The sequence below is a fragment of the Aquamicrobium terrae genome, assembly GCF_052978165.1.
In genome coordinates this window covers 2923152-2935839 of the sequence record NZ_JBRKLZ010000001.1, presented here as the reverse complement: position 1 = coordinate 2935839, position 12688 = coordinate 2923152, and the positions used below count along the sequence as shown (strand labels likewise).

Annotated in this window: 12 protein-coding genes; 7 read left to right on the top strand and 5 right to left on the bottom strand. The window is 65.6% G+C overall.

Annotated features, from left to right (window positions below):
- Positions 1–27 precede the first annotated feature (27 nt).
- Positions 28–717: an HAD family hydrolase gene (locus ACVCNR_RS14380; RefSeq protein ID WP_447075241.1), complete on the top strand. Its 690-nt coding sequence runs from the start codon at positions 28–30 to the stop codon at positions 715–717.
- Positions 718–765: 48 nt separating this feature from the next.
- On the opposite strand, the gene ACVCNR_RS14375 is transcribed toward ACVCNR_RS14380, so the two are convergent.
- On the bottom strand, positions 766–1452 hold the full coding sequence (locus tag ACVCNR_RS14375) for a hypothetical protein (protein WP_447075240.1): 687 nt from the start codon (positions 1450–1452) through the stop codon (positions 766–768).
- A 116-nt stretch (positions 1453–1568) separates the two neighbouring features.
- On the opposite strand from ACVCNR_RS14375, the gene thrC reads away from it, so the two are divergent.
- From thrC to ACVCNR_RS14355, 4 genes are all read left to right on the top strand, one after another.
- Positions 1569–2960 (top strand): threonine synthase, encoded by a 1392-nt coding sequence (gene thrC, locus ACVCNR_RS14370; RefSeq protein ID WP_447075239.1) that lies wholly within the window; start codon positions 1569–1571, stop codon positions 2958–2960.
- Between the two features lie 116 nt (positions 2961–3076).
- A complete protein-coding gene (locus ACVCNR_RS14365) occupies positions 3077–4369 on the top strand; it encodes a M16 family metallopeptidase (protein WP_354196706.1) in 1293 nt (430 codons plus the stop codon).
- A gap of 15 nt (positions 4370–4384) precedes the next feature.
- Complete coding sequence (locus ACVCNR_RS14360) at positions 4385–4972, top strand: GNAT family N-acetyltransferase (protein WP_447075238.1); 588 nt, start codon at positions 4385–4387, stop codon at positions 4970–4972.
- A gap of 65 nt (positions 4973–5037) precedes the next feature.
- Positions 5038–7875: an EAL domain-containing protein gene (locus tag ACVCNR_RS14355; RefSeq protein ID WP_354196781.1), complete on the top strand. Its 2838-nt coding sequence runs from the start codon at positions 5038–5040 to the stop codon at positions 7873–7875.
- Positions 7876–7889: 14 nt separating this feature from the next.
- Here the strand turns inward: ACVCNR_RS14355 and ACVCNR_RS14350 are convergent, their stop codons facing one another.
- Positions 7890–8501 (bottom strand): YqgE/AlgH family protein, encoded by a 612-nt coding sequence (locus tag ACVCNR_RS14350; protein ID WP_354196702.1) that lies wholly within the window; start codon positions 8499–8501, stop codon positions 7890–7892.
- A gap of 160 nt (positions 8502–8661) precedes the next feature.
- On the opposite strand from ACVCNR_RS14350, the gene ACVCNR_RS14345 reads away from it, so the two are divergent.
- Positions 8662–9465 (top strand): protein-disulfide reductase DsbD domain-containing protein, encoded by an 804-nt coding sequence (locus ACVCNR_RS14345; protein ID WP_447075237.1) that lies wholly within the window; start codon positions 8662–8664, stop codon positions 9463–9465.
- Positions 9466–9537: 72 nt separating this feature from the next.
- On the top strand, positions 9538–10023 hold the full coding sequence (locus ACVCNR_RS14340; RefSeq protein ID WP_447075236.1) for a peroxiredoxin: 486 nt from the start codon (positions 9538–9540) through the stop codon (positions 10021–10023).
- Between the two features lie 24 nt (positions 10024–10047).
- Here ACVCNR_RS14340 and rnhA read toward each other — a convergent pair whose 3' ends face one another.
- From rnhA to ispH, 3 genes are read right to left on the bottom strand one after another with little or no spacing between them, the layout of a single operon-like run.
- Entirely contained in the window at positions 10048–10572 is a 525-nt protein-coding gene (rnhA, locus tag ACVCNR_RS14335; protein ID WP_354196698.1) for a ribonuclease HI, read from the bottom strand.
- Positions 10569–11531, bottom strand: coding sequence for a homoserine kinase (locus tag ACVCNR_RS14330; protein ID WP_354196696.1), 963 nt, complete (start codon positions 11529–11531; stop codon positions 10569–10571). Before ACVCNR_RS14330 ends, rnhA begins: the two co-directional genes overlap by 4 nt.
- A gap of 9 nt (positions 11532–11540) precedes the next feature.
- The gene (ispH, locus tag ACVCNR_RS14325) at positions 11541–12575 is read right to left on the bottom strand and encodes a 4-hydroxy-3-methylbut-2-enyl diphosphate reductase (RefSeq protein WP_354196694.1); all 1035 of its coding nucleotides are present in this window, start codon (positions 12573–12575) and stop codon (positions 11541–11543) included.
- Positions 12576–12688: the final 113 nt, after the last annotated feature.

The following is a 12688-nucleotide window of genomic DNA, read 5'->3' as shown; positions in this document are numbered from 1 at the left end:
TTCCCCCAATTCGAACTGCGGACCTCCATGGACAAGCCAGACCTCATCATTTTCGACTGCGACGGCGTCCTGGTCGATTCCGAGATCATCGCCGCGCGCGTCGAAGCCGAGTTGCTGACCGAGGCCGGCTTCGAGATATCGGCGGAGGAACTGGCGCAGACCTATGCCGGCCTCACCTTCAAGGACATCTTGCTGCGCATCGAGGAAATCTCCGGCCTGCCCTTGCAGGCCACGCTGATCGACAAGGCCGAGGCGGCCGTGGACCGGCGCTTGCGGCAGGACGTGCGGGCCGTGGACGGCGTGCGCGAGGCCATCATGCAGGTTCCGTGGCCCTGCTGCATCTGTTCCAATTCGCCCAGCGACCGTATCCGCGCCATGCTGGAGAAGACCGGCATCCTGCCCCTGTTCAAGGGACCGGTCTTTTCCGCGCCCGAACTGCCGACCGGCAGGACAAAGCCGGCACCGGACGTGTTCCAGTACGCGGCCAAGGAATTCGGGGCCGATCCGGCGCGCACTTTCGTGATCGAGGATTCGGTGCACGGCATTGCCGGCGCGCGGGCGGCGGGCATGCGCGTCATCGGTTTCACCGGCGGCGCCCACAGCTATCCCGGCCATGCCGACGTGCTGATGGAGGCAGGCGCGGAGACGGTCATCCGCCGCTGGGCAGACCTGAAGGGCGTGCTCGACGCCCTGCTGCACTGGTCCGAGGAAGCCTGACAGCCGCAAACAAAAGGCCGCTTTGCAGCGGCCTTTTTCATGTGGCCATCAGCGCGGAATATCGGATTCCGAGGTGGTCGTGGCCGGTTGCGGCGCCGGCTGCGCGGCTGGAGCCGGGGCCGGACGCTTCCTGCGCACCACGCGCCTCGGCTGCTCCTCGGCCTTGGCCTTCGGCGGGCCTTCGTCATAGCCGACGAAGACCTGGTAGTTGCGCGACGTCGGCTCGGGAACCGTCACATTGGGATCGGTGAACACGAACTGGGTGGCGGACGAGGTGCTGTTCACCTGCACCTTGTACTGGTGAAGCTGCGAATAGAGCACGTCGCTGCCACGCGTCACCACCACGCGGATCGGCATGGTGATGGAACCGGCAGCGCCCTGCGGCCCGGGCACCACGCGGCCGGCGGCCGCGACATTCATGGTCAGTTGGCCGTTGCCGCGCTTGCAGTCGCGCGTCACCTCGCTGATCGAGGCCTGGTAGACGATCTTGCTCGGATCACCCTGCCCGCCCCGCGCATAGGTGTTGAAATAGGCGGTTCCCTCACGCAGCGTCAGCGTCGGGCAATAGGCCATCAACTCGCTGGCCAGCACCTTCTCGCCGGACGCGCTGGCTGCCTGATTGCCTTGCACCTTCAGCACATCGCCGCTGTTCGACTGGCACCCGGCTATCGCCAGCATCAGGCCGGAAAGAGCCAGGCCCGTGAAAAAGCGAAAATTCGATGTAGCAACCACCATGAAGTGCACTTCCCTCTCGCGACGGTGGTGTCCTATAGCAATCCGGCGGCGAAAATGCGACTGACGAAAGCGACAAATCCACACGCCCGCTGGCTGGTAACGACGGAATATTCTTCATGAACTACATAAGCACTCGCGGCGAAGCGCCTCGTCTCGGCTTTTCCGATGCCGTCCTTGCCGGGCTGGCGCGCGACGGCGGCCTTTACCTGCCGCAGGAGTGGCCGCGATTCTCGGCAGCCGAGATCCGCGCCATGCGCGGCCTGACCTATCAGCAGGTCGCGCTGCGCGTGCTGACGCCCTTCGTCGGCGGCGAGATCGCCGCGCCGGTTCTGGAGAAGCTGGTCAACGAGGCCTATGCCACCTTCCGCCACGAGGCAATCTGCCCGCTGGTGCAACTCGGCCCGAATAGCTTCGTGCTGGAACTGTTCCACGGCCCCACGCTCGCCTTCAAGGACGTGGCCATGCAACTGCTGGCCCGCCTGATGGACCATGTGCTGACGGAACGCGACCAGCGCGCCACCATCGTCGGCGCCACGTCGGGCGACACGGGCGGCGCGGCCATCGAGGCCTTCGCCGGGCGCAGCCGCACCGACATCTTCATCCTGTTTCCCCACGGCAAGGTATCGCCGGTGCAGCAGCGCCAGATGACGACCTCGACGGCCGACAATGTCCACGCGCTCGCCATCGAAGGCAATTTCGACGACTGCCAGGGACTGGTGAAGGAACTGTTCAACGACCATGCCTTCCGCGACCGCGTGGCGCTGTCTGGCGTGAACTCGATCAACTGGGCGCGCATCATGGCCCAGATCGTCTACTATTTCACCTCCGCCCTCTCCCTCGGCGCGCCGGACCGGCCGGTCTCCTTCACCGTGCCGACCGGCAATTTCGGCGACATCTTCGCAGGCTATGCCGCCAGGCGCATGGGGCTGCCGGTGGAGATGCTGACCATCGCCACCAACGACAACGACATCCTGGCCCGCACGCTGGCAACCGGCGAATACCGGATGCAGGGCGTGGTCGCCACGACTTCGCCCTCTATGGACATCCAGGTGTCGTCCAATTTCGAGCGCCTGCTGTTCGAGGCCTCGGGGCGCAATGCCGAAACGGTGCGGCGCTACATGAACGGGCTCCGGCAGTCCGGCGCCTTCACCATCGAGCGGCAGGAGATCGAGACGATCCGCGAGGGCTTCGACGCCGGCCGCTCCACGATGGATGAGACCGCCGAAACCATCCGCGCCACCCTTGCCGCCAATGGCTACCTGCTCGATCCTCACACGGCCACCGCCGTGCATGTCGCGGCGCAGAAGGGCGGATCGGCCACCCCCAACGTCATCCTCGGCACCGCCCATCCGGCCAAGTTCCCAGCCGCGGTCGAAGCGGCCAGCGGCATCGCTCCCGCCCTGCCCGCCTGGCTCTCCGGCCTGATGAGCGCAAAGGAAAACTACACAGTGCTTCCATCGGACAAAAAAATGTTGGAAGATCATATTTCCCGCCACACGCGGGCCTAGCGCATCGACCGGAAGGTGGAATCCGGTTTTCGGCCGGTGCTCTATCAAATTGTCAGATCGTCTTGCGTGCGCCGCCCCGGCCGCGCGGCGATCCACAGGTAGGGAGCCTGATCTATATGGGTGTTGAGGTAAGCCGTCTGTCGAACGGCCTGACAGTCGCCACCGAAACCCTTCCAAGCATGGATTCCGTCGCCCTCGGCGTCTGGGTCAAGTCCGGTGCCCGCAACGAGCGTGACGACGAGCACGGGATGGCGCACCTGCTCGAGCACATGGCCTTCAAGGGTACCGCCGAGCGCACCGCCTTCCAGATCGCGTCCGAGATCGAGAATGTCGGCGGCGAGATCAATGCCGCAACCAGCGTCGAAACCACGTCCTTCTACGCCCGCGTGCTGGCGGACGACGTTCCGCTGGCGGTCGACCTGCTGGCCGACATCCTCCAGAATTCCACCTTCGACCCGGAAGAGCTGGAGCGCGAGCAGAACGTCATCCTGCAGGAGATCGGCGCCGCCCACGACACGCCCGACGACGTCGTCTTCGACCGCTTCACCGAAACCGCCTTCCGCCACCAGACGCTCGGCCGCTCCATCCTCGGCACGCCGGAAACGGTCCTGTCGTTCAACTCGGCGCAGCTGCACCGCTTCATGCAGCGCGAATATGGCGCCGACCGCATGATCGTCGTCGCCGCCGGCGCCGTGAAGCATGACGATTTCGTGCGCGAGGTCGAAAGCAGGCTGGGCGGCTTCCGTCCGCATGCGCAGGGCGCCATCTCCCAATATGCGCAATATGTGGGCGGCGACTTCCGCGAGGACCGCGACCTCATGGATGCGCAGGTGATCCTCGGCTTCGAGGGCCGCGCCTATCACGTGCGCGACTTCTATGCCTCGCAGGTGCTGTCGATGATCCTCGGCGGCGGCATGTCGTCCCGCCTGTTCCAGGAAGTGCGCGAAAAGCGCGGCCTCTGCTATTCGGTCTATGCCTTCCACTGGGGCTTTTCCGATACCGGCATCTTCGGCGTCCATGCCGCCACCGGCCAGAACAACCTGGCCGAGCTGGTGCCGGTGATCGCCGGCGAATTGCAGAAGGCCGGCGAGGGCATCCTGCAGGAGGAGCTGGACCGCGCGCGGGCGCAATATCGCGCGGGCCTCATCATGTCGGGCGAAAGCCCCGCCAGCCGCGCCTCGCAGATCGCCCGCCAGCTCCTGCTGTTCGGCAGGCCGATCCCGAAGGAAGAACTCATGGAGCGCCTGTCGGCGCTGACCGTGGAGCGGCTGACCGACCTGTCCGGCCGGCTGTTCTCCACCAAGCCCACGCTGGCAGCGGTCGGCCCCGTCGGCACGCTGACGTCCTATGAGTCCGTCGTCGGTTCGCTGCCCTCCTCCACGGCGATGCCGCACCGGCTAGCCGTGTAAGCCTTCTCCGCAGCCGTGTTCGCCCTTCCCTTCATTCGCCGCGAGACGCCGGCACTGGAAGGCGAGAAGGTTCGGCTGCGCCTGCCGCAGATCGGCGACTACCGCGAATGGGCGGAGCTGCGCGCGGCCAGCCGCGCCTTCCTGGAGCCCTGGGAACCGCGCTGGATGCCGGACGAGCTGGAACGCACCGCCTGGCGCCTGCGCATCAACCACTATCGCCAGGACCATGCGCAAGGCTGCGCCATGGCCTTTTTCATCTTCGAGAAAAGCCACGGCAAGCTGGCCGGCGGCATAACGCTCGGCAATATCCGCCATGGCGTCTCCAGGAGCGCCCAGATCGGCTACTGGATCGGCCAGCCCTATGGCGGGCAGGGCCTGATGACCAACGCGGTGAAGACGCTTTCGCGTTTCGCTTTCGGCGAGCTGAAGTTGCACCGGATCGAAGCTGCCTGTATTCCCGAAAACATTCGATCGGTCCGCGTGCTTGAAAAAGCCGGATTCCGGCGCGAAGGACTGCTGCGGTCTTACCTGAAGATCAATGGCATCTGGCAGGACCACTATCTCTATGCCCGCATCGTCGACGACGACCTGCCGGCTATGTGAATGAAGGACTGACTTTGACGATATCTCCGAAAGCGAGGTCGCTGCTGGCCGCCCTTCTCGCAGCCATGGCTCTCCTTTTCCAGCTTGCCGCGGCGCATGCGGTCGAACCGATCAAGATCGCGCGCGACGATGTGGCGCTGGACCTTTCCGGGGCCGTCGAAATCTACCGCAACCAGGGCGAGAACTTCCAGGTCTCCACCGCGCCCGGCCCGGACGGCATCGTGCGCCGCATCGAGGTCGAGGCCAACGACAACCGCTCGACCGGCGACTGGGCCGTGTTCGCACTCGCCAACACCACCGACCAGCAGATCGACAGGCTGATCGTCGCGCCGCATTTCAGGCTGGTCAATTCCGGCCTGTTCTGGCCCGACCTCGGCTCCACCCGCATCGCCGCCATCACGCCCAGCGAGGGCTTCGCGCTCGACCGGCAGGCAAGCCCCGACGCCGACGTCTTCCGCGTGACGCTCAATCCCGGCGCGGTGGTGACCTTCGTGGCCGACCTCGCTTCGCCCAAGCTGCCGCAGGTCTACCTGTGGGAGCCGGAAGCCTACAAGGATTCCATCAACTCTTACACGCTCTATCGCGGCATCGTCATCGGCATCGCCGGCCTGCTCGCCCTGTTCCTGACCATCCTGTTCGTGGTCAAGGGCACTTCCATGTTCCCGGCAACGGCCGCCCTTTCCTGGGCGGTGCTGGCCTATATCTGCGTCGATTTCGGCTTCCTCGCCAAGATCATCGAGATGTCGCCCGGCAACGAGCAGATATGGCGAGCGGGAACGGAGATCGGCCTTGCCGCGACATTCGTCGTGTTCCTGTTCACCTATCTCAACCTCAACCGCTGGCACGGCCATTTCAGCTACGGCGCGCTGGTGTGGATATTGTGCCTGGCGCTGATCGCCGGCATCGCCATCATCGACCCTCCGATCGCCGCCGGCATCGCCCGCTTCTCCTTCGCCGCCACCGCGCTGGTCGGCATCGGGCTGATCGTGCTCCTGGGCGTGCGCGGCTACGACCGCGCCATCATGCTGGTGCCGAGCTGGGTGATGGTGCTCCTGTGGCTCACCGGTTCATGGATGGCGGTGACCGGCCTGCTCGACAACGACATCGTGCAGCCAGCGCTGGGCGGCGGGCTGATCCTCATCATCCTGCTTATAGGCTTCACCGTCATGCAGCATGCCTTTGCCGGGGGTGCGCTGCATCAGGGCCTTTTCTCCGACATCGAGCGGCAGGCGCTGGCCGTCATGGGCGCCGGCGACACCGTATGGGACTGGGACGTGCTGCGTGACCGCGTGGTCACCCGTCCCGACATCAGCACCCAGCTCGGCCTCGAGCCCAACAGCCTCGGCGGCCCGGCGCGCAACTGGCTTCCCGTCCTGCACGCCGACGACCGCGACGCCTTCCGCACCACGCTCGACATCGTGCTGGAGCACCGGCGCGGGCGCGTCGCCCAGCAGTTCCGGCTGCGCGGCGCCGACGGCCACTATCACTGGTTCGCGCTGCGCGCCCGCCCGGTGATCGGCTCCGACGGCGAGGTCATCCGTTGCGTCGGCACCATGATCGACGTCACCGAGCACAAGAAGGCGGAGGAACGCCTGCTGCACGATGCCGTGCACGACAACCTCACCGGCCTGCCCAGCCGTGAGCTGTTCATGAACCGGCTGGAGGCCGTGATCGCGATAGCTCGCACCGAGGAGAAGGTGCGGCCGACCGTGTTCGTCATCGACATCGACCGCTTCAAGCAGGTCAATGACGGGCTGGGCATCTCGGCCGGCGACACCATCCTGCTCACCATCGGGCGGCGCCTGCACCGGCTGCTGAAGCCGCAGGATTCGCTGTCGCGCTTCGCCGGCGACCAGTTCGCACTGATGCTGCTTTCCGAGCAGGAGCCGGCGCGCATCGCTGCCGTGGCCGATGCCATCAGGCACGCCATCAGCGCGCCGATCACCTTCGCCAAGCGCGAGATCGTGCTGGCCGCCTCGATCGGCCTGATCACCTGGACATCGGACCAGACTTCGGCCGAGGACATGGTCAAGGATGCCGAACTGGCGCTGCATCAGGCCAAGCGCTTCGGCGGCGACAGGATCGAGCCGTTCCGCCCCTCCTTCCGCACCGTCGGCACCGACAAGCTGCAGTTCGAGTCCGACCTGCGGCGCGCCATCGAGCGCAAGGAACTCACCCTTGCCTACCAGCCGATCGTGCGGCTGGAGGACAACAGCATCGCCGGCTTCGAGGCCCTGATGCGCTGGGAGCATCCGCGCCGCGGCATGATCCCGCCGGCCGATTTCATCCCGGTAGCGGAAAATTGCGGGCTGATCGTGCCGCTCGGCCTGTTCGCCATGCAGAAGGCCGCCGAGGACCTCGTTTCCTGGCAGAAGCAGATCGGCGACGTGCCGCTCTCGGTCTCGGTCAACCTGTCCAGCCGCCAGCTCATCCGCCGCGACCTGGTCAGCGACGTGCGGTCCATCCTCGCGCGCGCTAACCTCAAGGCGCGCTGCTTCCGGCTGGAACTCACCGAATCCCTGGTGATGGACAATCCCGAGCAGACCGCCCATGTGCTGAACAAGCTGAAACGCCTCGGCATCGGCCTGTCGCTCGACGATTTCGGCACCGGCTATTCGTCGCTCGCCTACCTCACCCGCTTCCCCTTCGACACCATCAAGATCGACAAGAGCTTTGTCGACGACACCACGCCCAAGCGCACCATGCTGATCAAATCCATGGTCAACATGGCGCATGAGCTGGGGCTTTCGGTGGTCGCGGAAGGCGTGTCGGACCAGAGCGACGCGCTGGAACTGCGCCAGATCGGCTGCGAATATGTGCAGAGCTTCATGTTCGGCCCCCCGGTCGGCGGCGATCAGGTCATCAAGCTGCTGAAGGAACAGTACCCGCTCGCGCAAGCCTGACAGCCGGCAACGGATCAGGCGTGGCCGGCGCTTGAACTCAGGTGGGCGATGTCGATGCCGATCGAGGCGAGGATGCGATCGTATTTGCTCTCGATGTCGGCATCGAAAAGCAGTTCCGGCGTGGCCGGGCAGGTCAGCCAGCCGTTCTGGGCGATCTCGGTTTCGAGCTGGCCGGCGCCCCAGCCGGAATAGCCGAGCGCCATCAGCGCCCGGCGCGGGCCGCGCCCGGTGGAGATGGCCCGCAGGATATCCACCGTCGCCGTGAGGCAGATGTTCTGGGCGACATTGAGCGAGGACTCGACGCGGTAGTCTCCCGAATGCAGCACGAAGCCGCGGCTGCGGTCGACCGGGCCACCATTGCGGATCACCAGATCGCGCGCCGGCGGCGGCAGGCGGATCGCCTCCTGCTCGTTCATGATGCCGAGTTGCACGAGAAGGTCGGGGAACAGGATCTGCTGGGTCTGGTTGATGATCAGCCCCATCGCGCCCTCTTCGCTGTGGGCGCAGACATAGATGACCGAGCGCGCGAAGCGGTCGTCCTTCATGCCGGGCATGGCAATGAGGAACTGGTCTTCGAGGAAACCGCCGCGCCCCGAGTCCGCGTTCTTGCCGGACAAAATATCCATGGGAGGAAAGTTAGCGCGTTTCCGCGGCACTTGAAAGATGGGGCAATGTCGCGCCGGCCTCGTCGCGATCAAGCCATGCGACAGGTGCTCACGCAAAAATGATGGCCGGCTTACGCCGAAAGTGGTTGCAGCCATGGCGCGAGAAGATCAAATCGGGCCCATGCGCAGCCTGTCGATCCTTCCGGCCCTGTTGATTGCCGCCACGCTGTCCGGTCCGCCAGCCCATGCCGCCTCGTCCGACTGGCATGTCAGCGAGGGGGGCCGCATCCGCATCGTCACCGCGAACCAGCCGGATGCCGGCGGAAACCTGCGCGGCGTGCTGCAGATCGAGTTGAAGCCCGGCTGGAAGACCTACTGGCGCGATCCCGGCGACAGCGGCGTGCCGCCGCAGATCATGGTCGATGGCCCCGAGGTCCGGCAGGCGGAACTCTCCTTTCCCGCCCCGACGCGCCATGACGACGGCTATTCCGAATGGGCGGGCTATGACAGTTCCGTGCTGTTGCCGATCCAGTTCACGCTGGCCGGGCATCACCAGCCGGCCACGATCGCCGCGAAGGTGATGATCGGCATGTGCGAGAGGATCTGCATACCCGTGCATGCCGATCTCGTCGTCGATCCGGACCGGTCTTCGCAGCAGGTGGTGGAAGAGGCCATGGTGCACAACGCCCTGGCTGCCCTTCCCGCCCCGGCCTCGCCCGGCTTCGAGGCCAGCATCGCCACGGCTTCGGACGACACGCTCACCGTGGAGGCCACGCTGCCCGAGGACGCCAGATCGGCCGAGCTGTTCCTTGCCGGCGAGGGTGGCTACGCCTTCGCCACCCCGGTTGCCAAGCCTGCGGACGGCAAGCTGGTGTTCGAGGTGCCGGTGGTGGCGAAGCCTGCGCACAAGCCGGACGGACAGGGCCTGCCCTATACACTGACATCGTCCGCCGGCGCGGTTTCAGGCTTCCTGCCCTATCCCTGACCGCGCGTCATTGCGGCGGCAGGCATAGTCCGCTATCGCTGTCGCGTCCCTTTGATTTGGTGAGGAATTGCAATGACGATCTCTGTTGGCGACAAGCTGCCTGAAGCCACCCTGAAGACGATGACCGCCGACGGCGCCAAGGAAGTGACGACGGCCGAGGTCTTTGCCGGCAAGAAGGTCGTCCTGTTCGGCGTGCCCGGCGCCTTCACGCCCACCTGCAACAACAACCACCTGCCGGGCTACCTGGAAAACAACGACGCCATCCGCGCCCGGGGCGTCGACACCATCGCCGTGGTCGCCGTCAACGACCCCTTCGTGATGGGCGCCTGGGAAAAATTCACCGGCGGCGAGGGCAAGATCCTCTATCTGGCCGATGGCAGCGGCACCTTCGTCAAGGCGCTCGGCCTCGACATCGACCTCAGCGGCGCCGGCATGGGCCTGCGCTCCAAGCGCTTTTCCATGATCGTCGACGACGGCAAGGTGGTCGCGCTCAACATCGAGCCGGTCCCCGGCAGGGCCGACGAGACCGCGGCGGCAAAAATTCTCGAACAGCTTTGACGGCAGGGGCCGGGAAACCGGCCCTCAGTAGCTCTGCGATGACCGGCGCGGCTTTGCCCGTGCCGGTTTTTCCATATCCGGTTTCGGCACCGCGGCCGCAGTCCGCACGGGCCCTTTCTTGAACGGGGCCATGCCCTCGCGGGCCAATTCGTCGGCGCGCTCGTTCTCGGCATGGCCGGCATGGCCCTTGACCCAATGCCACGTCACCTTGTGGCGGCGGCGGGCCTCGTCCAGCGCCTGCCACAGTTCCATGTTCTTGACCGGCTTGTTGTCCGCCGTCTTCCAGCCCCTGCGCTTCCAGCCGTCGATCCAGCTTGAAATGCCGTCCTTCACATAGTTGGAATCGGTGTGCAGATCGACCTCGCACGCCTCCTTCAGCGCGTTCAGCGCCGAAATCGCGGCCATCAGCTCCATGCGGTTGTTGGTGGTCTGCGCCTCGCCGCCCGACAATTCGCGGGTCGCGCCGTTGAAGCGCAAAATGGCGCCCCAGCCGCCGGGCCCCGGATTGCCGGAGCAGGCCCCGTCGGTGAAAATCTCCACGCGCTTCATGACAGTCCATATTCCTGCGGCGAGACGATTGCGCGATGGAAGCGCATCTTGCGGATATATTCGGCAGGATCGCGCTTGATGACGAGATCGCCGGACGGCCCGTGCAGCCAGTCATAGAGCCGGGTCAGCATGAAACGCAGGGCCGAGCCGCGCGCCAGCATCGGCAGCGCCTGCTTCTCGGCTTCCGTCAGCGGCCGCACGCTCTGGTAGCCGGCGAGCAGGGCCGAACCCTTGGTGATGTTGTAGGAAAAATCCTTCTCGAAGCACCAGGCGTTGAGGCAGGTGGCGAGATCGTAGGCAAGCAGGTCGTTGCAGGCGAAATAGAAATCGATCAGCCCCGACAGCTTCTCGCCGAGGAAGAACACATTGTCGGGGAACAGGTCGGCATGGATGATGCCGCTCGGCAGATCGGCAGGCCAATCCCGTTCGAAGGCAGCGAAATCGGCATCGACCTCGCGCGCCAGGCCGGCCTCGACCTCGTCGGCGCGCTCCCGCGAGGCCGCCCACAAATCGCGCCAGCCGTCGAGCGCCAGCGCGTTCGGGCGCGTCATCGGAAAATCGGCGCCCGCCAGATGCATCGACGCCAGCACCCTGCCCACCTCCCGGCAATGCGCGGCCGCCGGGCGGCGCGGCCACATGCCTTCGAGAAAGGTGATGATGGCGGCCGGCCGGCCAGCCAGCATGCCGATGATCCCGCCATCGTGGCGGTGCACCGGCAGGGGGCAGGAAATGCCCTTGCCCGCCAGATGGTCCATCAGGCCGAGGAAGAACGGCAGATCGGACTTCTCCACACGCTTCTCGTAGAGGGTGAGGATGAAGGAACCGGCGCTGGTGTGCAGCAGGAAGTTGGAATTCTCGGTTCCCTCGGCGATGCCCTTGTAGGACAGCAGTTCGCCGACCGGATAGTCGCGCAGGAACGCGCCCAGCTCACCCTCGGTGACATCGGTGTAGACGGCCATGCCTGCCTGCTATCTCTCGCCGTTGACGAAGGCCATGTCGGCCGGGGTGAGCTCCACATCGCGCAGCACGCGCATCACCGGAAAGTCCTCGGTCTCGGTTGCGGTGACGGCGAGGTCCACGGTGACATCGAACCGGGCGCGGAAGGCATCGATGATCTCGTCGACGATGATTTCGGGGGCCGACGCGCCGGCCGAAAGCCCGAGCGTGGCGATGTCGCCGATCTCGTTCCACGGTATCTCGCTGGCGCGCTGCACCAGCAGCGACATGCGCGCGCCTGCGCGCTCCGCCACCTCGACCAGCCGGCGCGAGTTGGACGAATTGGGCGCCCCGACCACCAGATAAAGATCGGCGCCGGGCGCGGTTTCCTTCACCGCCTCCTGACGGTTGGTCGTCGCGTAGCAGATCGACTCGGCCGCCGGCGCCTGCATGGCCGGAAAGCGCTCCTGCAAGGCTTCCAGGATATGGGCCGTGTCCTCGACCGATAGCGTGGTCTGGGTGACGAAGCCCAGCGCCTCCGGATCGGCCGGCACGAAGGTGCGCGCATCGTCTTCCGTGTCGATCAGCGTCACCGCGCCTTCGGGCAATTGCCCCATCGTGCCGATGACCTCAGGGTGGCCGGCATGGCCGATCAGCAGCACATGGCGGCCATGGCGATGATGGCGGATCGCCTGCTTGTGGACCTTGGAGACCAGCGGGCAGGTGGCGTCGAGATAGAAGAGATTGCGCTCCACCGCATCGGCCGGAACCGATTTCGGCACGCCATGGGCAGAGAACACCACGGGGCAGTGATGGTGATCGTCCGGGATCTCGCTGAGTTCCTCGATGAACACGGCGCCGAGATTCTGCAAGCCTTCGACCACATAGCGATTGTGCACGATCTCATGGCGCACATAGACCGGCGCGCCGTATTTCTTGAGCGCCAGCACCACGATCTGGATCGCCCGATCCACGCCCGCGCAGAACCCGCGCGGTTGGCAGAGCCGGATCGTCAGCGGCGGCTTGGTCTCGGTCGTTGCGGCCTCGGCCGGTCTGGTCTGAAGCATCTTGTCCTTGCTCTGTTCGCAATTCCCGGCGCAAGGGCATTGCGCATCCTTGCCGGAACTGCTCCAGCCTGTCAGCCCGACATGGGCGAGCATGGCCATCCTGTCAAGGGCGG